Raw genomic sequence first — 23,044 nt, 5'->3', positions numbered from 1 at the left:
ATTGTACCACAAAAAAACAAGAGATGAAGTCACCTCTTGTCAAGAATGCAATTAATCAATTTCATATCCCATCAGCAAACCACCATCTTCTGCATAGAAACTGCAGAGACCAGAGGTTGGTAGAATCTTGATATCCGCTTGTGGGAAGGTCTCGCGAATTCGTTCTGAGAGCTGTTGGCAACATTTCTCGTTATTACGTTGGGCCATGACAATACGGCCACCAGCATATCCAGCTTTTATCAATTCTTCATAGGCTGCCTGAATCGATTTCTTTGCTCCTCTTGCTTTTTGTAGCAATTCAAGGGTTCCAGTTTCACTAGCTTCTCCGACCATACGAATGTTGAGAAGGCCAACGACTGTACCGATAAGCTTGCTCAAACGGCCGTTCTTCACCAAGTTATCGACTTTGGCTAGGACAAAAAGTAACTTGGTTTTTTCTTGATAGGCAGTGATAGCTTCAACCACTTCTTCAAAAGATAAGCCCTGGTCAATCAAGTCATTCAATTTTTCTACGAGCAAGTCAACTTCCCCACCAGCAGACAAACTATCAATTACATGAATTTTAGTGTCAGGATGTTCTTCCAGATAAATATTCTTGGCTAGTTGAGCACTATTGTGGCTGCCAGAAAGAGCACCAGTGATGGTTACTAGGAAAATGTTTTTGGCTACTTCAAATGCTCGCAAATAATCATCTGGGCTTGGACAAGCTGATTTTGAAGCTTCTGCAGTTGCATACATGGTTTCCATCATTTGGTCAATGTCAAGACTGGCATCATCAACAAAGACCTGATCAGCTACTTGAATGGTTAAGGGGACACTTACAAAGGTTGTATCAATTGCTGGTGTCTCCAGCTGACGATAATCACAACCAGAGTCAGCAATAATCTTCCAAGTCATAGAAATTCTCCAACTTTGTCAGTTATACATTGACAAAGGTTCTGTCTTTTTTTACAATTATATCATGAAAGCCCTTGAAACAAAAGCCTCATCCGTCTGCTGTGACAAGTAGAAAGAAAATGTTATGTCTGAACGTAGAATCTCTGAAAAGTCTCTTGAAAATCTCAGAAAATCAAACCAAGAATCCAATTTATTAACCAGAGAAGCCATCGAAACAGCCCTCTTGCAACTCTTGGAAAAAAAGGACTTGACCAAGATTAGTATTTCTGAATTGGTCAAACGTGCAGGCGTTTCTCGTGCGGCCTTTTATCGCAATTATGATTCCAAAGAGGAGATTTTAGAAAGCGTCTTTAAACGAACTGTCCACAATATTATGGAACAGTTGCATCATTATGATTTAAAGACAGACCTTTATCTGGTCTGGGTTCACCTTTTCCGAGAAGCAAGAAAGGAAGCCAGAGTGATTCAACTTGCTTTAGATTACCATCTGGAAAAAATCTTTGTCCAAGCCATGCAGGAATTTCTGGAAAAATACCATGGAAAATCAAAAGGTGTCAGCTCTTATCTTCATTCCTTTTGGAGCTCGGCCATCGTCTCTGTCCTCCTAAAATGGATCAAGGATGGTATGAAGGTACCTGCTGAAAAGATTGCAGATTTACGGTTACCATTTTTTAAAAAATAGAGAAAAAGGAGAAGAGATATGACTGAAAAAAGACTAGCATGGGATGAGTATTTTGCAGCCCAAGCCCTACTAATTGCCAATCGTTCCACTTGTAAACGTGCCAAAGTGGGCGCGATTCTGGTAAAGGACAATAAGGTTATTTCCACTGGTTACAATGGTTCGGTGTCAGGTACCGAGCATTGTATCGATCACGAATGTCTGGTCATCGAAGGCCACTGTGTTCGCACCCTTCACGCTGAGGTCAATGCTATCCTTCAAGGTGCAGAACGTGGTGTTCCTAAAGGCTTTACAGCCTATGTAACCCATTTTCCTTGTCTCAACTGTACAAAACAATTGCTTCAGGTCGGTTGTAAGCGCGTGGTTTATATCAACCAGTACCGAATGGATGACTACGCCCAATACCTTTATCAAGAAAAGGGAACAGAATTAACCCATCTACCACTTGAGACAGTACAGGCCGCTCTTAAAGAGGCTGATCTAATGTAAAAATTATCAAAAATAAATGGTTTAGAAAGATTTTTAAACCGTTTTTTGGTATAATAAGAAGAATAAATTGAAAGAAGGAATTCCAAAAATGGGAAAAATTGAAGTTATTAATCATCCACTGATTCAACACAAATTGTCAATCTTGCGTCGTACAGATACTTCTACAAAAGCTTTCCGTGAGCTAGTAGATGAGATTGCAATGTTGATGGGGTATGAAGTACTTCGTGATCTTCCACTAGAAGATGTGGAAATCGAAACACCAATCACAAAAACAGTTCAAAAACAATTGGCAGGTAAGAAATTGGCCATCGTTCCAATCTTGCGTGCAGGTATCGGGATGGTTGATGGACTCTTGAGCTTGGTTCCAGCTGCTAAGGTTGGTCACATCGGTATGTACCGTGATGAAGGAACGCTTCAACCAGTTGAATACTTGGTGAAATTGCCTGAGGACATTGACCAACGTCAAATTTTTGTGGTAGACCCAATGTTGGCAACAGGTGGCTCAGCAATCTTGGCTGTTGATTCTCTTAAAAAACGTGGCGCATCAAATATCAAATTTGTCTGCCTTGTATCTGCTCCAGAAGGTGTTAAAGCCCTTCAAGAAGCTCATCCAGATGTAGAAATCTTTACAGCAGCCTTGGATGAACGCTTGAACGAACACGGTTATATCGTTCCAGGTCTTGGAGATGCTGGAGACCGCTTGTTCGGTACGAAATAAGATCGAAAAGAAGATTGACTTGGAAAAGAAGTTCCAGTCACGAAAGGAGGTTGAATTTTTGTTTCTGTCTGATGAAAACAGAGCAAAAATTTGACCTTTTTTGACCAAGATATTATAATAGTCTTATCTTCAGTCATTTGACCAACAAAAATAAAACTCAAAAGGAGAAATGAATGATTCCTGTAGTTATTGAACAAACAAGCCGTGGAGAACGTTCCTACGATATTTACTCACGTCTTCTCAAAGACCGCATCATTATGCTGACAGGTCCAGTTGAAGACAACATGGCCAACTCAGTTATTGCCCAGTTGCTTTTCTTGGATGCCCAAGATAGTACAAAAGATATTTACCTTTATGTCAATACACCAGGTGGTTCCGTTTCAGCTGGTTTGGCAATCGTTGATACCATGAACTTTATCAAGGCAGATGTCCAAACCATCGTTATGGGGATGGCTGCATCTATGGGGACGGTTATTGCATCAAGTGGAGCAAAAGGCAAACGTTTCATGCTTCCAAATGCTGAATACATGATTCACCAACCAATGGGTGGTACAGGTGGTGGTACTCAACAAACCGATATGGCGATTGCTGCAGAACACTTGCTTAAAACTCGTAACACCTTGGAAAAAATCTTGGCTGAAAATTCAGGTCAGTCAATCGAAAAAGTTCACGCAGATGCAGAACGCGATAACTGGATGAGTGCTCAAGAAACGCTTGAATATGGCTTTATTGATGAAATCATGGCCAACAATTCATTGAACTAATGATTAAAGAAGGCAAACTCGACTGAGTTTGCTTTTTTTGGTATAATAGGGGGAGATTTCTTAGAAAGAGGATTTATCATGTTTGAAAAAGTCAATCGATCTGGCTTGATTATCTATCTTTACTATAATCGTGATGCCAAAAAATTGCAGGATTATGGAGATATTACCTATCATTCCAAGAAACATCGTTACTTACAGCTTTATGTTCCAACTCAAGAAGTGGAGCAATTGGTCGGGCGCTTGGGAAAGGAAAAGTTTATAAAAAAAGTCAGAGTTTGCCATATCCAAGAGCTGGAAACACCCTTTGTGGGCAATCTTCATCGAGAGGAAAACGTTATCATCGAAAAAGTTCAAGAAAAGTGTTGACAATTTTCTGATAATTCGGTATATTCTTAATATGCTATTTATTTAAGAAATAAGGAGACAAAAAAGATGAAGAAAAAATTTGCCCTATCGTTTGTGGCGCTTGCAAGTGTAGCACTTCTTGCAGCCTGTGGAGAAGTGAAGTCTGGAGCGTCAAACGCTGCTGGTAACTCAGTAGATGAAAAGACAATCAAAATCGGATTTAACTTCGAGGAAACTGGTGCCGTAGCAGCTTACGGTACATCTGAACAAAAAGGTGCCCAACTTGCTGTTGATGAAATCAATGCCGCAGGTGGTATCGATGGAAAACAAATCGAAGTAGTTGATAAAGATAACAAGTCTGAAACAGCTGAGGCGGCTTCAGTAACAACTAACCTTGTAACCCAATCTAAAGTATCAGCAATCGTAGGACCTGCGACATCTGGTGCAACTGCAGCTGCGGTAGCGAACGCTACAAAAGCAGGTGTTCCATTGATTTCGCCAAGTGCGACTCAAGATGGATTGACTAAAGGTCAAGATTACCTCTTTATCGGAACTTTCCAAGATAGCTTCCAAGGAAAAATTATCTCAAACTATGTTTCTGAAAAATTGCAAGCTAAGAAAGTTGTTCTTTACACTGACAATGCCAGCGACTATGCTAAAGGTATTGCCAAAGCCTTCCGTGAAGCTTATAAAGGTGAAATCGTTGCAGATGAAACTTTCGTAGCAGGTGACACAGACTTCCAAGCAGCCCTTACAAAAATGAAAGGGAAAGACTTTGATGCTATCATCGTCCCTGGTTACTACACTGAAGCTGGTAAAATTGTAAACCAAGCGCGTGGTATGGGAATTGACAAACCAATCGTTGGTGGTGATGGATTCAACGGTGAAGAGTTTGTACAACAAGCAACTGCTGAAAAAGCATCAAACATCTACTTTATCTCAGGCTTCTCAACTACTGTAGAAGTTTCAGCTAAAGCAAAAGCTTTCCTTGATGCTTACCGTGCTAAGTACAATGAAGAGCCTTCAACATTTGCAGCCTTGGCTTATGACTCAGTTCACCTTGTAGCAAATGCAGCAAAAGGTGCTAAAAACTCTGGTGAAATCAAGGATAACCTTGCTAAAACAAAAGATTTTGAAGGTGTAACTGGTCAAACAAGCTTTGATGCAGACCACAACACAGTCAAAACTGCTTACATGATGACCATGAACAATGGTAAGGTTGAAGCAGCAGAAGTTGTAAAACCATAATAGAAAAATGTTGAAATAGGGAATGAGCCGTTGACTCACTCCCTGTTTCGATGTTTAGTACTCTTCGAAAATCAAATTCAAACCTCGTCAACGTCGCCTTGCCGTACTCAAGTACAGCCTGCGGCTAGTTTCCTAGTTTGCTCTTTGATTTTCATTGAGTATAAGAACCTATCAAAAAGTGAGGGGAAACCCTCAAAATTATCAATAGAAAGAGTGAATCTTATGCTCCAACAACTAGTAAATGGTTTGATTCTAGGTAGTGTATACGCGCTGTTAGCCCTAGGGTATACCATGGTTTACGGAATTATCAAGCTCATCAACTTCGCCCACGGTGATATTTATATGATGGGAGCCTTTATCGGTTATTTCTTGATTAATTCTTTCCAAATGAATTTCTTTGTAGCGCTTATTGTAGCTATGCTAGCGACAGCTATTCTTGGTGTCGTGATTGAGTTCCTTGCTTACCGACCTTTGCGTCACTCTACGCGTATTGCTGTTTTGATTACGGCTATTGGGGTTTCTTTCCTATTGGAGTATGGGATGGTCTATCTGGTTGGTGCCAATACCCGTGCCTTCCCTCAAGCGATTCAAACAGTTCGCTATGATTTGGGACCAGTTAGCCTAACAAACGTGCAGTTAATGATCTTGGCCATTTCCTTGATTTTGATGATTTTGTTACAAGTCATTGTCCAAAAGACTAAGATGGGGAAAGCCATGCGTGCAGTATCAGTAGATAGCGATGCGGCGCAATTGATGGGGATCAATGTAAACCGTACTATCAGCTTTACCTTCGCTTTGGGGTCAGCTCTTGCGGGTGCGGCTGGTGTTCTGATTGCCCTCTATTATAACTCTCTTGAGCCTTTGATGGGGGTTACTCCAGGTCTTAAATCTTTCGTTGCCGCGGTACTTGGTGGTATTGGAATTATTCCTGGTGCGGCGCTTGGTGGTTTTGTGATTGGTCTATTAGAAACCTTTGCGACAGCCTTTGGAATGTCAGACTTCCGTGATGCCATTGTTTATGGAATCTTGTTGTTGATCTTGATTGTCCGCCCAGCTGGTATCCTTGGTAAAAATGTGAAAGAGAAGGTGTAAACGATGAAAGAAAATTTAAAAGTTAATATTCTATGGTTACTCCTTTTGTTAGCTGGCTATGGCTTGATTAGTGTACTGGTTTCAGTCGGAGTACTCAATCTATTCTATGTACAGATTTTACAACAAATCGGAATTAATATTATTCTGGCTGTTGGTCTTAACTTAATCGTTGGTTTTTCAGGACAATTTTCACTTGGGCATGCTGGTTTTATGGCGATTGGTGCCTATGCAGCAGCTATTATTGGTTCTAAATCACCAACCTACGGTGCCTTCTTTGGAGCTATGCTGATAGGGGCTTTGCTTTCAGGAGCAGTTGCCTTGCTTGTCGGAATTCCAACCTTGCGCTTGAAGGGGGACTATCTTGCGGTAGCGACTCTTGGTGTTTCTGAAATTATCCGTATCTTTATCATCAATGGTGGAAGCCTTACAAATGGTGCAGCAGGTATCTTGGGAATTCCTAACTTTACAACTTGGCAAATGGTTTACTTCTTTGTCGTGATCACAACCATTGCAACATTGAACTTCTTGCGTAGTCCAATTGGTCGTTCAACCCTCTCCGTTCGTGAGGATGAAATTGCTGCTGAGTCAGTTGGGGTTAATACGACTAAAATTAAAATTATCGCTTTTGTCTTTGGTGCTATTACTGCAAGTATTGCAGGGTCACTTCAGGCAGGATTTATCGGGTCTGTTGTACCGAAAGATTATACTTTCATCAACTCAATCAACGTTTTGATTATTGTTGTATTTGGTGGACTTGGTTCCATTACAGGTGCCATCGTTTCAGCTATTGTCCTTGGAATTTTGAATATGCTTCTCCAAGATGTTGCCAGCGTGCGTATGATTATTTACGCTTTGGCCTTGGTCTTGGTAATGATTTTCAGACCAGGTGGACTCCTTGGAACATGGGAATTGAGCCTATCACGTTTCTTTAAAAAATCTAAGAAGGAGGAACAAAACTAATGGCATTACTTGAAGTAAAACAGTTAACCAAACATTTTGGCGGTCTAACAGCTGTTGGAGATGTGACTCTTGAATTGAACGAAGGGGAACTGGTTGGACTAATCGGTCCAAATGGAGCTGGGAAAACCACTCTTTTCAACCTTTTGACCGGTGTTTATGAACCAAGTGAGGGAACAGTAACCTTAGATGGTCACCTTTTGAATGGAAAGTCACCTTATAAGATTGCTTCTTTGGGACTTGGACGTACATTCCAAAATATCCGTCTCTTTAAAGATTTAACAGTTTTAGACAATGTTTTGATTGCTTTTGGCAACCATCACAAACAACATGTTTTTGCTAGTTTCTTACGCTTACCAGCTTTTTACAAGAGTGAAAAAGAATTAAAGGCTAAAGCTTTGGAATTGTTGAAAATCTTTGATTTAGATGGTGATGCAGAAACTCTTGCTAAAAATCTTGCCTACGGCCAACAACGTCGTTTGGAAATTGTTCGTGCCCTCGCTACGGAACCTAAAATTCTCTTTTTAGATGAACCAGCAGCAGGTATGAACCCACAGGAAACAGCCGAATTGACTGAGTTAATTCGTCGTATCAAAGATGAATTTAAGATTACGATCATGCTGATTGAACACGATATGAATCTGGTCATGGAAGTAACAGAACGTATCTACGTACTTGAATACGGTCGTTTGATTGCTCAGGGAACTCCAGACGAAATTAAGACCAATAAACGCGTTATCGAAGCTTATCTAGGAGGTGAAGCCTAATGTCTATGTTAAAAGTTGATAATCTTTCTGTGCATTACGGCATGATCCAAGCAGTCCGTGATGTAAGCTTTGAAGTGAATGAAGGAGAAGTTGTTTCCCTTATCGGTGCCAATGGTGCAGGTAAGACAACCATTCTCCGTACCTTGTCAGGTCTAGTTAGACCAAGCTCAGGAAAAATTGAATTTTTAGGTCAAGAAATCCAAAAAATGCCAGCTCAAAAAATCGTGGCAGGTGGTCTTTCACAAGTTCCAGAAGGACGCCACGTCTTCCCTGGCTTGACTGTTATGGAAAATCTAGAAATGGGAGCTTTCTTAAAGAAAAACCGTGAAGAAAATCAAGCTAATTTGAAGAAAGTTTTCTCACGCTTTCCTCGTCTTGAAGAACGGAAGAACCAAGATGCAGCCACTCTTTCAGGAGGGGAACAACAAATGCTTGCCATGGGACGTGCTCTTATGTCAACACCAAAACTTCTTCTTTTAGATGAACCCTCAATGGGACTTGCCCCAATCTTTATTCAAGAGATCTTTGATATCATTCAAGATATCCAGAAGCAAGGAACAACCGTCCTCTTGATTGAACAAAATGCCAATAAAGCACTTGCAATCTCTGACCGAGGCTATGTACTGGAAACAGGAAAAATCGTCCTATCAGGAACAGGAAAAGAACTCGCCTCATCAGAAGAAGTCAGAAAAGCGTATCTGGGTGGCTAAAACAATCCAGTGGATTGTTTTAGTCGGTGGATGATGATTACGAAGTAATCATCATTATAGTCCGGGGGACCTTTTGAGTCGGTGAATAGAGATTGCGAAGCAATCATCGCATAGTCTGGGAGACTAGTTTAGGTTGCGGATAGATATTGCAAAGCAATCTTTATCTACATTAAAAGGTTAATTTCTAATAATTGAAAAAATCGAATGAAACGTATCTTACCTTCATTCAGGGAGCTCGATTTCAGAGCTCTTTTTGCTAGCTTATTCATACTTTTCTGAATTTTGAAAAAGAAATGTAAGCGTTTGATAGATTTGCAAAAAGATTGTATAATAGGGATAAGAATAGAAAAGGAGAAGTCTCATGGCAGTTAAAGATTTTATGACCCGCAAGGTAGTGTATATTAGTCCAGATACAACAGTATCTCATGCAGCAGATTTGATGAGAGAGCAAGGGTTGCACCGCTTGCCTGTTATCGAAAATGATCAATTGGTTGGTTTGGTAACTGAAGGAACCATTGCGCAAGCTAGTCCATCAAAAGCAACCAGTCTTTCTATCTATGAGATGAATTATCTTCTAAATAAGACCAAAGTAAAAGATGTGATGATTCGTGATGTTGTCACTGTTTCAGGCTATGCGAGTCTTGAGGATGCAACTTATCTGATGTTGAAAAATAAGATTGGTATTCTTCCTGTCGTTGATAACCATCAAGTCTATGGAGTTATTACGGACCGTGACGTTTTCCAAGCCTTTCTTGAAATTGCTGGTTATGGAGAAGAAGGAATTCGTGTGCGCTTTGTTACAGAAGATGAAGTTGGTGTCCTCGGAAAGATTGTTTCTTTGATTGCAGAAGAAAATTTGAATATCTCTCATACAGTCAATATTCCGCGTAAGGATGGCAAGGTCATTATCGAAGTTCAAATCGATGGATCAATTGATTTACCAGCATTGAAAGAAAAATTTGAATCAGAGAATATTCAAGTAGAAGAAATTACTCGTACTTCAGCAAAAGTCTTGTAAGAAGGGAAGCCGAAAGGCTTCTTTTTACGTGTAATAAGGGATTAGAGCAAAAGATGGAAAGAAATGATAAAATATGCTATAATGAAATGATGTAAAAAAGGAGTATTTATGGACATTTCAGTAATCCGTCAGAAAATTGACGCAAATCGTGAAAAATTAGCTTCTTTCAGGGGGTCTCTTTGACCTAGAAGGTCTAGAGGAAGAGATTGCCATCTTGGAAAATAAGATGACAGAACCTGATTTTTGGAACGATAATATCGCGGCCCAAAAAACGTCGCAAGAATTAAATGAATTAAAAAACACTTACAATACCTTCCATAAGATGGAAGAGTTGCAGGATGAAGTCGAAATTTTATTAGACTTTTTAGCTGAAGACGAGTCAGTGCATGATGAACTGGTCGAACAGTTATCAGAACTTGATAAGATGATGACCAGTTACGAGATGACCTTGCTCTTGTCAGAACCTTATGACCATAATAATGCGATTTTGGAAATCCATCCAGGATCCGGTGGTACTGAGGCTCAGGACTGGGGTGATATGTTGCTTCGTATGTACACTCGCTATGGAAATGCTAAAGGCTTTAAAGTGGAAGTATTGGATTACCAAGCAGGAGATGAAGCTGGTATTAAGTCGGTAACCTTATCATTTGAAGGACCTAATGCCTATGGTCTTCTCAAGTCGGAAATGGGAGTTCACCGTTTGGTGCGAATTTCGCCGTTCGACTCTGCCAAACGTCGCCACACCTCTTTCACATCTGTAGAAGTGATGCCTGAGTTGGATGATACCATTGAAGTGGAAATCCGGGAAGATGACATCAAGATGGATACCTTCCGTTCAGGTGGTGCCGGTGGACAAAACGTCAACAAGGTTTCAACAGGTGTACGTTTAACCCACATTCCAACTGGAATTGTTGTCCAATCAACAGTGGATCGTACCCAGTATGGAAATAGAGATCGAGCTATGAAGATGTTGCAGGCTAAGCTCTATCAAATGGAGCAAGAGAAGAAAGCTGCGGAGGTAGATTCCCTCAAGGGTGAGAAAAAAGAAATCACATGGGGAAGCCAAATCCGTTCTTATGTCTTCACGCCTTATACTATGGTAAAAGATCATCGGACTAGCTTTGAAGTTGCTCAGGTAGATAAGGTTATGGACGGAGACCTAGATGGTTTTATCGATGCCTACCTCAAGTGGCGAATCAGCTAAGAAAGAAAGGAACTCACATGTCAATCATTGAAATGAGAGATGTCGTCAAAAAATACGACAACGGAACGACTGCCCTACGCGGTGTTTCGGTCAGCGTTCAACCGGGAGAATTTGCTTACATTGTAGGACCTTCGGGAGCAGGGAAGTCAACCTTCATACGTTCTCTATATCGTGAAGTAAAAATCGATAAAGGAAGCCTATCAGTTGCTGGCTTTAATCTGGTTAAGATCAAAAAGAAAGACGTCCCGCTTCTACGTCGTAGTGTTGGGGTTGTCTTCCAAGATTATAAACTGTTGCCAAAGAAAACTGTCTATGAAAATATTGCTTACGCTATGGAAGTAATCGGGGAAAATCGCCGTAATATCAAAAAACGTGTGATGGAAGTTTTAGACTTGGTTGGGTTGAAGCACAAGGTTCGTTCTTTCCCAAATGAGCTCTCAGGTGGAGAGCAACAGCGGATTGCGATTGCACGTGCCATTGTAAATAATCCCAAAGTATTGATAGCCGATGAACCAACAGGAAACCTGGACCCGGATAATTCATGGGAAATTATGAATCTCTTGGAACGGATTAACCTACAAGGGACAACTATTTTGATGGCGACTCATAATAGCCAGATTGTAAATACCTTGCGCCACCGTGTCATTGCCATTGAAAATGGCCGTGTCGTTCGTGACGAATCAAAAGGAGAGTATGGATACGATGATTAGTAGATTTTTTCGCCATTTATTTGAATCACTAAAAAGTTTGAAACGAAATGGTTGGATGACAGTGGCTGCTGTCAGCTCAGTCATGATTACTTTGACCTTGGTTGCCATATTTGCTTCTGTTATTTTCAATACAGCGAAACTAGCTACAGATATTGAAAATAATGTTCGGGTGATGGTTTATATTCGTAAGGATGTAGCTGATAATAGTGAGACTATTGAAAAAGAAGGTCAAACTGTTACAAATAATGACTACCATAAGGTATACAATGCCTTGAAGGGGATGTCTACTGTTAAAAGTGTTACCTTTTCAAGTAAAGAGGAACAATATGCAAAATTAACCGAGACAATGGGTGACAACTGGAAAATCTTCGAAGGAGATGCCAACCCCCTCTATGATGCCTATATCGTTGATACCAAAGCGCCAAGTGATGTAAAAACTGTGGCTGAAGATGCTAAAAAAATTGAAGGTGTGTCTGAGGTTCAGGATGGTGGTGCCAATACAGAACGCCTATTCCAACTAGCATCATTTATCCGTGTTTGGGGATTAGTTATTGCAGGACTTTTGATTTTTATTGCAGTTTTCTTGATTTCAAATACCATTCGTATCACCATTATTTCCCGCAGTCGTGAAATTCAAATCATGCGCTTGGTTGGCGCTAAGAACAGTTATATCCGTGGACCGTTCTTACTTGAAGGTGCCTTCATTGGTTTGCTTGGAGCAACTGCACCATCAGTGTTGGTCTTTATTGTTTATCGAATGGTTTACCAATCTGTCAATAAGTCGTTGGTCGGACAAAATCTTTCTATGATCGCGCCAGAGGTATTTACTCCTCTGATGATTGCCCTATTATTTGTGATTGGAATTTTCATTGGTTCACTGGGATCGGGAATTTCCATGCGCAGATTCTTGAAGATTTAGGTAAACTAGCTACTTTTATGAGGAGATTAAATGATCTCCTTTTTTTGCTACAAAAATTTTAGAAAAAAGTCTACTTTTTTTTGTAAAAGCCTTTACAAAAAAAATTAAAGTGGTATAATTAAATCATAAAAGGTGCAAACGTTTTCGTAAAACGTTTGCCTAAATAAAAATAAAGGAGATTTGAATGATGAAAGATACATTCAAAAATGTCTTGTCTTTCGAATTTTGGCAAAAATTCGGTAAGGCTTTGATGGTGGTTATCGCGGTTATGCCGGCTGCTGGTTTGATGATTTCAATCGGTAAGTCTATCGTGATGATTAACCCAACCTTTGCACCACTCGTTATTACTGGTGGTGTACTAGAGCAAATCGGTTGGGGAGTTATCGTTAACCTTCATATCTTGTTCGCCCTCGCTATTGGAGGAAGCTGGGCTAAAGAACGTGCTGGTGGTGCTTTCGCCGCTGGTCTTGCCTTCATCTTGATTAACCGTATCACTGGTACAATCTTTGGCGTATCAGGCGATATGTTGAAAAATCCAGATGCTATGGTAACAACTCTCTTTGGTGGATCAATCAAAGTTGCTGATTACTTCATTAGTGTTATGGAAGCCCCAGCCTTGAACATGGGTGTGTTCGTAGGGATTATCTCAGGTTTTATTGGAGCAACTGCTTACAACAAATACTACAACTTCCGTAAGCTTCCTGATGCACTTTCATTCTTTAACGGAAAACGTTTTGTACCGTTTGTAGTTATTCTTCGTTCAATAATTGCTGCAATTGTACTTGCTGCTTTCTGGCCAGTAGTTCAAACAGGTATCAATAGCTTTGGTATCTGGATTGCTAACTCACAAGAAACTGCTCCAATCCTTGCACCATTCTTGTATGGTACATTGGAACGTTTGCTCTTACCATTTGGTCTTCACCACATGTTGACTATCCCAATGAACTACACAGCTCTTGGTGGTACTTATGAGGTCTTAACTGGTGCAGCAAAAGGTAGCCAAGTATTTGGTCAAGATCCACTTTGGCTTGCATGGGTAACAGACCTTGTAAACCTTAAAGGTACTGATGCTAGTCAATACCAACACTTGTTAGATACTGTTCACCCAGCTCGTTTCAAAGTTGGACAAATGATTGGTTCATTCGGTATCTTGATGGGTGTGGTTGTGGCTATCTACCGTAATGTTGATGCAGACAAGAAACACAAATACAAAGGTATGATGATTGCAACAGCTCTTGCAACATTCTTGACAGGGGTTACTGAACCAATCGAATACATGTTCATGTTTGTAGCAACACCTATGTACCTTGTTTACTCACTTGTTCAAGGTGCGGCCTTCGCTATGTCTGATGTAGTAAACCTACGTATGCACTCATTCGGTTCAATCGAGTTCTTGACTCGTACACCTATTGCGATTAGCGCTGGTATCGGTATGGATATTGTTAACTTTATCTGGGTAACTGTTCTCTTTGCCGTAATCATGTACTTTATCGCAAACTTCATGATTCAAAAATTCAACTACGCAACTCCAGGGCGTAACGGAAACTACGAAACTGCTGAAGGTTCAGAAGAATCTAGCAGTGAAGTGAAAGTTGCAGCAGGTTCTCAAGCTGTAAACATTATCAACCTTCTTGGTGGACGTGCAAACATCGTTGATGTTGATGCATGTATGACTCGTCTTCGTGTAACTGTAAAAGATGCAGATAAAGTAGGAAATGCAGAGCAATGGAAAGCAGAAGGAGCTATGGGTCTTGTCATGAAAGGACAAGGGGTTCAAGCTATCTACGGACCAAAAGCTGACGTATTGAAATCTGATATCCAAGATATCCTTGATTCAGGTGAAATCATTCCTGAAACTCTTCCAAGCCAAATGACTGAAGCACAACAAAACACTGTTCACTTCAAAGGTCTTACTGAGGAAGTTTACTCAGTAGCAGACGGTCAAGTTGTTGCCTTGGAACAAGTGAAAGATCCAGTGTTTGCTCAAAAAATGATGGGTGATGGATTTGCAGTAGAACCTGCAAATGGAAACATTGTATCTCCAGTTTCAGGTACTGTATCAAGCATCTTCCCAACAAAACATGCTCTTGGTATTGTGACTGAACCAGGTCTTGAAGTATTGGTTCACATTGGTTTGGACACAGTAAGTCTTGAAGGTAAACCATTTACAGTTCATGTTGCTGAAGGACAAAAAGTTGCAGCAGGAGATCTTCTTGTCACAGCTGACTTGGATGCTATCCGTGCAGCAGGACGTGAAACTTCAACAGTAGTTGTCTTCACAAATGGTGATGCAATTAAATCAGTTAAATTAGAAAAAACAGGTTCTCTTGCAGCTAAAACAGCAGTTGCTAAAGTAGAATTGTAATATACTTGAGGTTGGAAGCTGTATTCCAACCTCTTATTTTGGGAGAAAAGAATGAAATTTTTAACACTCAATACTCATAGTTGGATGGAGAAAGAAGCAGAGGAAAAATTCCAGATTTTGCTTGAGGATATTCTTGAAAAAGACTATGATTTGATTTGTTTCCAAGAAATCAATCAGGAGATCACTTCGCCAGAGGTGGAGGTTAATGACTTTTATCAAGCTTTGCCAGCAGCTGAGCCTATTCACCAAGATCACTATGTTAGACTCTTGGTTGAAAAGTTGTCTGAGCAAGGGAAAAATTACTACTGGACTTGGGCCTATAACCATATCGGTTATGATCGCTACCACGAAGGTGTGGCTATCTTGTCTAAAACACCTATTGAAGCCAGAGAAATTTTGGTTTCAGATGTGGATGATCCAACAGACTATCATACTCGTCGTGTTGCCGTGGCTGAAACTGTAGTTGATGGTAAGGAGCTTGCAGTTGCAAGTGTCCACCTTTCTTGGTGGGATAAAGGTTTCCAAGAAGAATGGGCACGATTTGAGGCTGTCTTGAAAGAATTGAACAAGCCGCTTTTGCTAGCTGGAGATTTCAACAATCCGGCTGGACAGGAAGGCTACCAAGCTATTTTAGCTAGTCCATTAGGCTTACAAGACGCTTTTGAAGTTTCTCAAGAGAAAAGCGGTAGCTATACCGTTCCACCAGAAATTGATGGCTGGAAAGGGAACACTGAACCCCTTCGAATCGATTATGTCTTTACTACCAAAGAGTTAGCGGTGGAAAATTTACATGTCGTGTTTGATGGTAACAAGAGTCCACAAGTGAGTGATCACTATGGCTTGAATGCTACTTTAAACTGGAAATAAAGATTGAAAAGAGGTTGGAATCATGAAGTTCCAGCCTTTTTCTTATTAGAGAAGCTACTGGAAGTAAGCTCTATAAGTGAGACTACTGAAATGAAATAAAATATGGTATAATTGGTAAGATAGATAGAATCGAGGATATTATGTCATTTACGAAATTTCAATTTAAAAACTATATTAGAGAAGCCTTGGAGGAGTTGAAATTTACAACTCCAACAGAGGTGCAAGATAAGTTGATTCCTATTGTTTTGGCAGGTCGTGACCTAGTCGGTGAATCAAAAACAGGTTCGGGTAAGACTCACACTTTCCTATTGCCGATTTTCCAGCAATTAGATGAAGCTAGCGATAGTGTACAAGCCGTGATTACTGCACCGAGTCGTGAGTTGGCTACTCAAATTTACCAAGCAGCGCGTCAGATTTCAGCTCACTCAGATGTCGAAGTTCGTGTGGTTAATTATGTGGGAGGGACAGATAAGGCTCGCCAGATTGACAAATTGGCAAGTAACCAGCCTCATATTGTTATCGGAACACCAGGCCGTATCTACGACTTGGTTAAATCCGGTGATTTGGCTATTCACAAGGCCAAGACCTTTGTGGTCGATGAGGCAGACATGACCTTGGATATGGGATTCTTGGAAACTGTTGATAAGATTGCTGGCAGCCTTCCAAAAGACCTGCAATTCATGGTCTTCTCAGCGACTATTCCACAAAAACTGCAACCATTCTTGAAAAAATACTTATCAAATCCTGTTATGGAGAAAATCAAGACCAAAACGGTCATTTCTGATACTATTGATAATTGGTTGATTTCGACCAAGGGCCGAGATAAGAATGCTCAAATTTACCAGTTAACTCAGTTGATGCAACCGTATTTGGCAATGATTTTTGTTAACACCAAAACGCGTGCTGATGAGTTACATGCCTACTTGACTGCTCAAGGCTTGAAGGTGGCAAAAATCCATGGAGATATTGCCCCTCGTGAACGCAAACGTATCATGAATCAGGTGAAAAATCTAGATTTTGAGTACATTGTCGCAACAGACTTGGCGGCGCGTGGAATTGACATTGAAGGTGTCAGCCATGTCATTAATGATGCCATTCCGCAAGACTTATCCTTCTTCGTGCACCGTGTTGGTCGTACCGGACGCAATGGCTTACCAGGTACAGCTATTACCCTTTACCAGCCAAGTGATGACTCGGATATCCGTGAGTTGGAGAAATTAGGAATTAAATTTACTCCGAAGATGGTAAAAGACGGGGAATTTCAAGATACTTATGACCGTGATCGTCGTGCAAACCGTGAGAAAAAACAAGATAAGCTCGATATCGAAATGATTGGTTTGGTTAAAAAGAAAAAGAAAAAAGTCAAACCAGGTTATAAGAAGAAAATTCAATGGGCGGTTGATGAAAAGCGCCGCAAAACCAAGCGTGCTGAAAATCGTGCTCGCGGTCGTGCAGAGCGTAAAGCAAAACGCCAAACATTTTAATAGTAATTGTTGGAGTACTGAGCTCCAACTTTTTTAATTATGTGACTTTCAGTCCGTCTCGCTCCGTTAGGTGCGAGACAAAAAACCACCCGCTATGCGGGTGTGCATCGAAGATTATACCAAAAAAATCCAAACGCGATACAATAAAGGTGTTCAAGCCAATTGTAAAGCGAAAGGAGAAAAATATGGCACAAAAGGCTCATAGTTTATCGCACACAAAGTATCACTTTGTGTTCACCCCTAAGTATAGACGAAAAGTTATCTAAAATCAATATCAAAGTAGTTTATCACATTCGAATCACAAAAAAATTTAAAAAATGGCAATATTTGTTAACAAGGCTTTCGTAGTTTGTTATAATGTGGTTGTAAATGATTAAGATTGGTAATCAAAAATATAGGGAGGAATGTTTTGAATAAGAAATATAACATAGTTCTATTTTTGTTGTTTATAGTTTATTTATTTGGATATTTTTCAATTTCAAAAACGATAATTCCTATAATGTGTGTGATCCAAGTATTTTTGATAGAACATATATTTAGAGTTCGAAATAGAATTATGCAGATAGGTGAAATTATAATTATTGTTGCTTCTATGATATTATTTATTGATAGTATATTGAGTTTGTAGCAGAAAGCTTTTCTATAAAATCAAATTTTCCATATACCTGCTGAAGCTGATTTATATCCTCATATTTCTTCTACTATCTTCGTCACTAAATTTGACAGACACATATTGCTGATACAACCTCTCTACCTATAATCTCACAGTAAATCTGAGGCTAGTTTGTTCTTTGATTTTCGTTGAATTTTATTTTATAAAAAGAAATGCTCCTCCACGATGGAAGAGCATCTTTTATTGTGATTTTGATTCGGTTTCTGCCGACTCTGGATGGAGTTCTTGGTAACTTGGTGCCTTGAAAAGGTCAGCACTGGTTTTACCTTGTCGTTGGCTAAAGAGACTGGTTGATTGACCACCCTTTTCCTGTTCAATCTTTTGCAGAATTGGTAAGGAATTGAGGTAAGAAATACTTTCTGTATCAACTTTTCCAAGATGATCTGCTTGGTAGAAACGGATCAAATCTCCAGTTTGAATCTGGTCGCTGATTTTTAGCTGTTGACTAGCTGCTTGACGAACAATTTCTAGTTCAGTCTGAGCTTGTTCATCAAGATTGCTGATTTCAAGACCGCTTTCAGTATAGTAGGTTCGTCCGTCATAGCTAGTATATTTTGGCGTGACGAAGGAATTGGCAGTTCGAAAGGCAACGATTTCTTGATGATCTGGAGACAGAAGGTCTTGGCCGACTTGAAGGAAGGAATTGGACTCAATACCAAGGAGGTGTTCGAGAGTCGGTAAGATATCGATTTGTCCACCGTAGGTATTGATGATTTGTCCTTTTTCATAGCCAGGCATGACCACCATAAAAGGCACTCGTTGCAACATGGCATTGTCGTAATTCGACCAGTTCTCAGAAGTCTTTCCAATCAAGGGTGCCAGCTCAGGATTTCGGGAGTTGGAAATACCATAATGGTCTCCGTAGATGACGATGATGGATTTTCCATAGAGGCCACTTTCTTTGAGATAGTCAAAGAAGGCCTTGATGGTACTATCCAGATAGTTAGCTGTTTGGAAATAGCCGTTGATTGTTTCATCTTTGGTTTTAGCCAGTGGGAAACCAAGCTCATCGCCTGTCAGATTGCTAGCATAGGGATAGTGATTGGACACCGTGATATACTTAGTATAAAAAGGCTGCTGTAAATGCTCCAGATATTGGATAGAATCTTTCATCATGATTTTATCATTTAAACCATATTGGAAAGAATTGCTACTGTCTTGCTTGGTGAAGTAGGAAGCATCAAAGAAGTATTGGTAGCCCCATTGTTTGTAGGTCGTATTTCGGTTCCAGAAGGTCCCGATATTGCCGTGAAAGACGGCACTCGATTGATAGCCGTTTTTTGATAGGATAAAAGGAGCAGACTGCTGGGTATTGGTACCACCGTAATTGACCATGAAAGAACCTTGGTCAAGTCCAAACAAACCAGTCTCCAGCATGGTTTCCGCATCTGAGGTCTTACCAGCCTTGACTTGGTTAAAGATATTCGAAAAGGCTAGGGTTGATTGCGAATGGTAGAGGGAATTAAGGAAGGGAGTGACTTCATGCTCAGTTCCATCTATGTTGAGTTTATAGTCAAGCAGGAACTGTTGGAAACTCTCCAAGTGGAGATAAATCACATTTTTTCCTTTGGCCAAGCTAAAATAGTCTGGATTGGGCTTAGCAGAATGTTCTTGAATATAATCTGTTATAGGTTGAAGGTCGGTCTCAGAGGCCTTGGCACGTTCCTTGTTTGCACTGTAGGATTGGTTGGCGCTATAACCTAAAAAGGCTGGCAAACTAAGGGCGCGGACAACATAATAATTAGAAAATCCTCGCGATAGGAGATCGGGACGTTCGATTTCAGCCAAGAAAAGATTAGCAGAAAAGAGCAGGGCTGAGAGAGCAGTGATAGCAACACTGGAGCGGAATTTGAAGAGTCTCCTATCCAGCTGGATGAATTTTTTATAGAAAAGGAAAGCCAGCAATGGGAAATCTATAAAATAGATAAAATCCCAAAAGCGCAGTAACTCTAGTTCCGCAGTACCAACAGACACCTTGCTGACCACTTTCATGGTATTCGCCGTGATAAAGTCGCTAAATTCTCGATAGTAAAAGACATTGGAATAGAGCCAAATGAATAAAAGGCTATAAATAGCTATACTCAGACCATAAAAGATCTTGGTTGAGCGAGAATAGAGGGCTAGAGCCAGCAGAAGTAGTCCTAGAGGAAGGGGGTTGAAAAAGGCGATAAAGGCAAGGTAATTTCCCTGCAACTTGCCCACTTGAATATCTAAATTAAAGTCAACGGTATAGGCTAATAAGGTTTTGAGCCAATATAGGATTAAAAGGGTTAGGACAAAACCCAGTCTGGTACCCATGGCTTTTTGGATTTTGCTAAAATTGATTCTCACACATTTACTTCCTAATTTTTTATTAGTATTAGTATACCATTTTTTAAAAGAAGAGTAAAAAAGCAAGGGTAGTTTCTTTTTTGAGAATTGTCTAAAAGTTTGATACAATGGTAGTTATGAATAGAATAAGAGTTAGCAAAAGGGTTGAAAAGAAGCTCGCTAAGGGGCTGGTTTTACTAGAAGCCAGTGATCTTGAGAATGTCAATCTTAAGGATCAGGAAGTAGAAGTGCAGAGTCAGGAAGGAACCTTTCTTGGGACTGCCTACCTTTCTCAGCAAAACAAGGGCTTGGGTTGGTTTATCAGTAAAGACAAGATCACCTTCAATCGAGCTTTCTTTGAAATGCTGTTTAGACAAGCTAAAGAAAAGAGAAGCGCCTACTATCAAGATGATTTGACAACTGCCTTTCGTCTCTTCAACCAAGAGGGAGATGGCTTTGGCGGTCTGACAGTGGACCTTTATGGCGACTATGCTGTCTTTTCTTGGTATAACTCTTATGTTTATCAGATTCGTCAGACCATCTCAGAAGCCTTTAGACAGGTTTTTCCTGAGCTTTTAGGGGCCTATGAGAAGATTCGCTTTAAAGGATTGGACTATGAATCTGCCCATGTTTATGGTCAAGAAGCACCTGACTTTTTCACTGTTATGGAAAATGGGGTTCTGTATCAAGTATTTATGAATGATGGCTTGATGACAGGGATTTTCCTAGACCAGCATGAGGTTCGTGGTAGTCTGGTTGATGGTTTGGCTATGGGCAAATCCTTGCTCAATATGTTTTCCTACACAGCAGCATTTTCAGTAGCTGCAGCCATGGGAGGATCTAGCCAGACAACTTCTGTTGACCTAGCCAAACGTTCACGAGAATTGTCTCAAGCGCATTTTCAGGCAAATGGAATCAGCACAGACGAGCATCGTTTTATAGTCATGGATGTCTTTGAATATTTCAAGTATGCCAAGCGAAAAGGCTTGACCTACGATGTGATTGTACTAGATCCGCCTAGCTTTGCTCGGAACAAAAAACAAACTTTCTCTGTGACCAAGGATTATCATAAGTTGATTTCCCAGAGCCTTGAGATTTTAAATCCGGGCGGTATTATTATTGCCAGTACCAATGCCGCCAATGTATCTCGCCAGAAATTTACAGAACAGATTGATAAAGGCTTTGCAGGAAGAAGTTACCAGATTTTAAACAAATACGGTCTTCCAGCAGATTTCGCCTATAATAAAAAAGATGAAAGTAGTAATTACCTCAAGGTGATTAGTATGAAGGTTAGTAAATGAAATTAATCGTTTCAGTAATGCCAAGAAGTTTAGAGGAGGCCCAGGCTCTGGATGCCACGAGGTACCTAGATGCCGACATCATTGAATGGCGCGCCGACTATCTGCCTAAGGAAGCGATTTTGCAGGTAGCCCCAGCTATTTTTGAAAAATTCGCAGGCCGTGAGTTGGTTTTCACTCTGCGAACTCGCTCTGAAGGGGGAGAAATCGACCTTTCTCCAGAAGAATATATCCATCTAATCAAGGAAGTGGCGCAACTCTATCAACCAGACTATATTGATTTTGAGTACTATAGCTACAAGGATGTTTTTGAGGAAATGCTGGACTTCCCAAATCTCGTTTTGAGTTACCACAATTTCCAAGAAACACCTGAAAATATGATGGAAATCTTGTCAGAGTTGACGAGCCTAAATCCAAAACTTGTTAAGGTTGCAGTGATGGCTCACACGGAGCAGGATGTCTTAGACTTGATGAACTATACACGAGGTTTTAAAACTCTCAATCCTGAACAGGAATATGTGACCATTTCTATGGGCAAGGTGGGCAAGGTCTCTCGTATCACTGCGGATGTGACTGGTTCTAGCTGGTCCTTTGCTAGTCTAGATGAGGCAAGTGCCCCAGGTCAGATTTCCTTAGCTAACATGAAAAAAATTCGGGAGATTTTGGATGAAGCTTGATGGTTATACACGTTTAGCTGCCGTTGTTGCCAATCCTATTAAGCATTCTATTTCCCCTTTAATTCACAACAGCGCCTTTGAGGCGACAACTACCAACGGTGCTTATGTGGCTTGGGAGATTGAAGCGGGTGATATGGCAGAAACAGTGGCCAATATTCGTCGCTACCAGATGTTTGGCATCAACCTGTCCATGCCCTATAAGGAGCAGGTGATTCCTTATTTGGATGGGCTGAGTGATGAAGCACGCTTGATTGGTGCGGTTAATACGGTTGTCAATGAGAATGGCAATTTAATTGGATATAATACAGATGGCAAGGGATTTTTTAAGAGCTTGCCTTCTTTTACAATTACAGGTAAGAAGATGACCATGCTGGGTGCAGGTGGTGCGGCCAAGTCTATCTTGGCACAAGCTATTTTGGATGGTGTCAGTCAGATTTCGCTCTTTGTTCGTTCAGTTTCCATGGAAAAAACAAGACCTTATCTAGACAAGTTACAGGAGCAAACAGGCTTTAAAGTGGACTTGTATGCTTTAGAAGATGTTCCTGAACTGCAAGCAAGGATTGCTGAGTCGGATTTACTTGTCAATGCGACAAGTGTAGGGATGGATGGTCAATCATCTCCAGTTCCTAAAAACATAGTCTTACCAGAAACTCTCCTAGTAGCTGATATCATTTACAAGCCTTTTGAAACGCCATTTTTGAAATGGGCCAGAAGTCAGGGCAATCCAGCGATCAATGGTCTGGGAATGTTGCTCTATCAAGCTGCAGAAGCTTTTCAACTGTGGACAGGCAAGGAAATGCCGACAGAAGAGATTTGGCAGTCCTTAACAGAAAAATACCAATAAAGAAAAGGA

22 protein-coding genes and 1 pseudogene are annotated in these 23,044 nt (G+C 40.5%); 21 read left to right on the top strand and 2 right to left on the bottom strand.

Translation table 11 applies throughout. The annotated features are described in order from the left end of the window. Window positions 1-51: 51 nt before the first annotated feature. Entirely contained in the window at window positions 52-897 is an 846-nt protein-coding gene (locus KV696_RS03020) for a DegV family protein (RefSeq protein WP_219966815.1), read from the bottom strand. Window positions 898-1,021: 124 nt separating this feature from the next. Here KV696_RS03020 and KV696_RS03015 point away from each other — a divergent pair, with 124 nt between their 5' ends. From KV696_RS03015 to KV696_RS02930, 18 genes and pseudogenes are all read left to right on the top strand, one after another. Beyond that, window positions 1,022-1,579 carry a TetR/AcrR family transcriptional regulator gene (locus KV696_RS03015; RefSeq protein WP_000004136.1) on the top strand — a complete coding sequence of 186 codons (558 nt, stop codon included), beginning with the start codon at window positions 1,022-1,024 and terminating at the stop codon, window positions 1,577-1,579. A gap of 18 nt (window positions 1,580-1,597) precedes the next feature. After that, entirely contained in the window at window positions 1,598-2,065 is a 468-nt protein-coding gene (locus KV696_RS03010) for a deoxycytidylate deaminase (protein WP_000136973.1), read from the top strand. An 88-nt stretch (window positions 2,066-2,153) separates the two neighbouring features. Beyond that, window positions 2,154-2,783, top strand: a complete 630-nt coding sequence (gene upp / locus KV696_RS03005; protein ID WP_219966814.1) for a uracil phosphoribosyltransferase — start codon at window positions 2,154-2,156, stop codon at window positions 2,781-2,783. Between the two features lie 173 nt (window positions 2,784-2,956). Then, window positions 2,957-3,547, top strand: a complete 591-nt coding sequence (gene clpP, locus KV696_RS03000; protein ID WP_000613475.1) for an ATP-dependent Clp protease proteolytic subunit ClpP — start codon at window positions 2,957-2,959, stop codon at window positions 3,545-3,547. A gap of 78 nt (window positions 3,548-3,625) precedes the next feature. Continuing rightward, on the top strand, window positions 3,626-3,913 hold the full coding sequence (locus KV696_RS02995) for a YlbG family protein (protein ID WP_000462121.1): 288 nt from the start codon (window positions 3,626-3,628) through the stop codon (window positions 3,911-3,913). 66 nt (window positions 3,914-3,979) lie between these two features. Further along, window positions 3,980-5,140: an ABC transporter substrate-binding protein gene (locus tag KV696_RS02990; RefSeq protein WP_000726116.1), complete on the top strand. Its 1,161-nt coding sequence runs from the start codon at window positions 3,980-3,982 to the stop codon at window positions 5,138-5,140. A 222-nt stretch (window positions 5,141-5,362) separates the two neighbouring features. Next, the gene (locus KV696_RS02985) at window positions 5,363-6,232 is read left to right on the top strand and encodes a branched-chain amino acid ABC transporter permease (protein WP_000941427.1); all 870 of its coding nucleotides are present in this window, start codon (window positions 5,363-5,365) and stop codon (window positions 6,230-6,232) included. A gap of 3 nt (window positions 6,233-6,235) precedes the next feature. Beyond that, window positions 6,236-7,192, top strand: a complete 957-nt coding sequence (locus KV696_RS02980) for a branched-chain amino acid ABC transporter permease (protein ID WP_000662286.1) — start codon at window positions 6,236-6,238, stop codon at window positions 7,190-7,192. Beyond that, a complete protein-coding gene (locus KV696_RS02975) occupies window positions 7,192-7,956 on the top strand; it encodes an ABC transporter ATP-binding protein (RefSeq protein ID WP_001185997.1) in 765 nt (254 codons plus the stop codon). The genes KV696_RS02980 and KV696_RS02975 overlap by 1 nt, the downstream gene beginning before the upstream one ends. After that, complete coding sequence (locus tag KV696_RS02970) at window positions 7,956-8,666, top strand: ABC transporter ATP-binding protein (protein WP_000062200.1); 711 nt, start codon at window positions 7,956-7,958, stop codon at window positions 8,664-8,666. The genes KV696_RS02975 and KV696_RS02970 overlap by 1 nt, the downstream gene beginning before the upstream one ends. Before the next feature lie 361 nt (window positions 8,667-9,027). Beyond that, window positions 9,028-9,684, top strand: a complete 657-nt coding sequence (locus tag KV696_RS02965; protein ID WP_000268660.1) for a CBS domain-containing protein — start codon at window positions 9,028-9,030, stop codon at window positions 9,682-9,684. A gap of 108 nt (window positions 9,685-9,792) precedes the next feature. Continuing rightward, a protein-coding gene (gene prfB / locus KV696_RS02960) for a peptide chain release factor 2 (RefSeq protein WP_150821447.1) occupies window positions 9,793-10,888 on the top strand; the annotation gives its coding sequence in 2 pieces (ribosomal slippage) (window positions 9,793-9,864 and window positions 9,866-10,888; 1,095 coding nt in all). A gap of 17 nt (window positions 10,889-10,905) precedes the next feature. Beyond that, window positions 10,906-11,598, top strand: coding sequence for a cell division ATP-binding protein FtsE (gene ftsE / locus KV696_RS02955; protein WP_000022265.1), 693 nt, complete (start codon window positions 10,906-10,908; stop codon window positions 11,596-11,598). After that, entirely contained in the window at window positions 11,591-12,517 is a 927-nt protein-coding gene (gene ftsX, locus KV696_RS02950) for a permease-like cell division protein FtsX (RefSeq protein WP_061761896.1), read from the top strand. Before ftsE ends, ftsX begins: the two co-directional genes overlap by 8 nt. Window positions 12,518-12,701: 184 nt before the next feature. Next, complete coding sequence (locus tag KV696_RS02945) at window positions 12,702-14,882, top strand: PTS transporter subunit IIBC (RefSeq protein ID WP_078376491.1); 2,181 nt, start codon at window positions 12,702-12,704, stop codon at window positions 14,880-14,882. Window positions 14,883-14,933: 51 nt separating this feature from the next. Beyond that, window positions 14,934-15,749, top strand: a complete 816-nt coding sequence (locus tag KV696_RS02940; RefSeq protein WP_219966813.1) for an endonuclease/exonuclease/phosphatase family protein — start codon at window positions 14,934-14,936, stop codon at window positions 15,747-15,749. Between the two features lie 140 nt (window positions 15,750-15,889). Next, window positions 15,890-17,233 carry a DEAD/DEAH box helicase gene (locus tag KV696_RS02935; RefSeq protein WP_219966812.1) on the top strand — a complete coding sequence of 448 codons (1,344 nt, stop codon included), beginning with the start codon at window positions 15,890-15,892 and terminating at the stop codon, window positions 17,231-17,233. Between the two features lie 185 nt (window positions 17,234-17,418). Further along, window positions 17,419-17,496, top strand: a pseudogene (locus KV696_RS02930) (IS200/IS605 family transposase); the annotation flags it as partial. 590 nt (window positions 17,497-18,086) lie between these two features. On the opposite strand, the gene KV696_RS02925 reads toward KV696_RS02930, so the two are convergent. Further along, window positions 18,087-20,204 carry an LTA synthase family protein gene (locus tag KV696_RS02925; protein WP_219966953.1) on the bottom strand — a complete coding sequence of 706 codons (2,118 nt, stop codon included), beginning with the start codon at window positions 20,202-20,204 and terminating at the stop codon, window positions 18,087-18,089. 149 nt (window positions 20,205-20,353) lie between these two features. On the opposite strand from KV696_RS02925, the gene KV696_RS02920 reads away from it, so the two are divergent. From KV696_RS02920 to KV696_RS02910, 3 genes are read left to right on the top strand one after another with little or no spacing between them, the layout of a single operon-like run. After that, window positions 20,354-21,517 carry a class I SAM-dependent rRNA methyltransferase gene (locus KV696_RS02920; RefSeq protein WP_219966811.1) on the top strand — a complete coding sequence of 388 codons (1,164 nt, stop codon included), beginning with the start codon at window positions 20,354-20,356 and terminating at the stop codon, window positions 21,515-21,517. Continuing rightward, complete coding sequence (gene aroD, locus KV696_RS02915; protein WP_000767765.1) at window positions 21,514-22,191, top strand: type I 3-dehydroquinate dehydratase; 678 nt, start codon at window positions 21,514-21,516, stop codon at window positions 22,189-22,191. The genes KV696_RS02920 and aroD overlap by 4 nt, the downstream gene beginning before the upstream one ends. Beyond that, window positions 22,181-23,035 carry a shikimate dehydrogenase gene (locus KV696_RS02910; RefSeq protein ID WP_219966810.1) on the top strand — a complete coding sequence of 285 codons (855 nt, stop codon included), beginning with the start codon at window positions 22,181-22,183 and terminating at the stop codon, window positions 23,033-23,035. Before aroD ends, KV696_RS02910 begins: the two co-directional genes overlap by 11 nt. Window positions 23,036-23,044: the final 9 nt, after the last annotated feature.

Origin of the sequence: Streptococcus humanilactis (assembly GCF_019448275.1) — a bacterium.
Lineage (GTDB): Bacteria > Bacillota > Bacilli > Lactobacillales > Streptococcaceae > Streptococcus > Streptococcus humanilactis.
Note: the sequence above shows the minus strand (reverse complement) of the source record. Positions and strands in the feature narration are given on the sequence as shown.

What these genes read in the sequence shown, in the direction of transcription:
- KV696_RS03020 (WP_219966815.1), bottom strand. Translation starts at nt 897, where the DNA reads ATGACTTGGAAGATTATTGCTGACTCTGGTTGTGATTATCGTCAGCTG.
- KV696_RS03015 (WP_000004136.1), top strand. Translation starts at nt 1,022, where the DNA reads ATGTCTGAACGTAGAATCTCTGAAAAGTCTCTTGAAAATCTCAGAAAA.
- KV696_RS03010 (WP_000136973.1), top strand. Translation starts at nt 1,598, where the DNA reads ATGACTGAAAAAAGACTAGCATGGGATGAGTATTTTGCAGCCCAAGCC.
- upp (WP_219966814.1), top strand. Translation starts at nt 2,154, where the DNA reads ATGGGAAAAATTGAAGTTATTAATCATCCACTGATTCAACACAAATTG.
- clpP (WP_000613475.1), top strand. Translation starts at nt 2,957, where the DNA reads ATGATTCCTGTAGTTATTGAACAAACAAGCCGTGGAGAACGTTCCTAC.
- KV696_RS02995 (WP_000462121.1), top strand. Translation starts at nt 3,626, where the DNA reads ATGTTTGAAAAAGTCAATCGATCTGGCTTGATTATCTATCTTTACTAT.
- KV696_RS02990 (WP_000726116.1), top strand. Translation starts at nt 3,980, where the DNA reads ATGAAGAAAAAATTTGCCCTATCGTTTGTGGCGCTTGCAAGTGTAGCA.
- KV696_RS02985 (WP_000941427.1), top strand. Translation starts at nt 5,363, where the DNA reads ATGCTCCAACAACTAGTAAATGGTTTGATTCTAGGTAGTGTATACGCG.
- KV696_RS02980 (WP_000662286.1), top strand. Translation starts at nt 6,236, where the DNA reads ATGAAAGAAAATTTAAAAGTTAATATTCTATGGTTACTCCTTTTGTTA.
- KV696_RS02975 (WP_001185997.1), top strand. Translation starts at nt 7,192, where the DNA reads ATGGCATTACTTGAAGTAAAACAGTTAACCAAACATTTTGGCGGTCTA.
- KV696_RS02970 (WP_000062200.1), top strand. Translation starts at nt 7,956, where the DNA reads ATGTCTATGTTAAAAGTTGATAATCTTTCTGTGCATTACGGCATGATC.
- KV696_RS02965 (WP_000268660.1), top strand. Translation starts at nt 9,028, where the DNA reads ATGGCAGTTAAAGATTTTATGACCCGCAAGGTAGTGTATATTAGTCCA.
- ftsE (WP_000022265.1), top strand. Translation starts at nt 10,906, where the DNA reads ATGTCAATCATTGAAATGAGAGATGTCGTCAAAAAATACGACAACGGA.
- ftsX (WP_061761896.1), top strand. Translation starts at nt 11,591, where the DNA reads ATGATTAGTAGATTTTTTCGCCATTTATTTGAATCACTAAAAAGTTTG.
- KV696_RS02945 (WP_078376491.1), top strand. Translation starts at nt 12,702, where the DNA reads ATGATGAAAGATACATTCAAAAATGTCTTGTCTTTCGAATTTTGGCAA.
- KV696_RS02940 (WP_219966813.1), top strand. Translation starts at nt 14,934, where the DNA reads ATGAAATTTTTAACACTCAATACTCATAGTTGGATGGAGAAAGAAGCA.
- KV696_RS02935 (WP_219966812.1), top strand. Translation starts at nt 15,890, where the DNA reads ATGTCATTTACGAAATTTCAATTTAAAAACTATATTAGAGAAGCCTTG.
- KV696_RS02925 (WP_219966953.1), bottom strand. Translation starts at nt 20,204, where the DNA reads ATGGGTACCAGACTGGGTTTTGTCCTAACCCTTTTAATCCTATATTGG.
- KV696_RS02920 (WP_219966811.1), top strand. Translation starts at nt 20,354, where the DNA reads ATGAATAGAATAAGAGTTAGCAAAAGGGTTGAAAAGAAGCTCGCTAAG.
- aroD (WP_000767765.1), top strand. Translation starts at nt 21,514, where the DNA reads ATGAAATTAATCGTTTCAGTAATGCCAAGAAGTTTAGAGGAGGCCCAG.
- KV696_RS02910 (WP_219966810.1), top strand. Translation starts at nt 22,181, where the DNA reads ATGAAGCTTGATGGTTATACACGTTTAGCTGCCGTTGTTGCCAATCCT.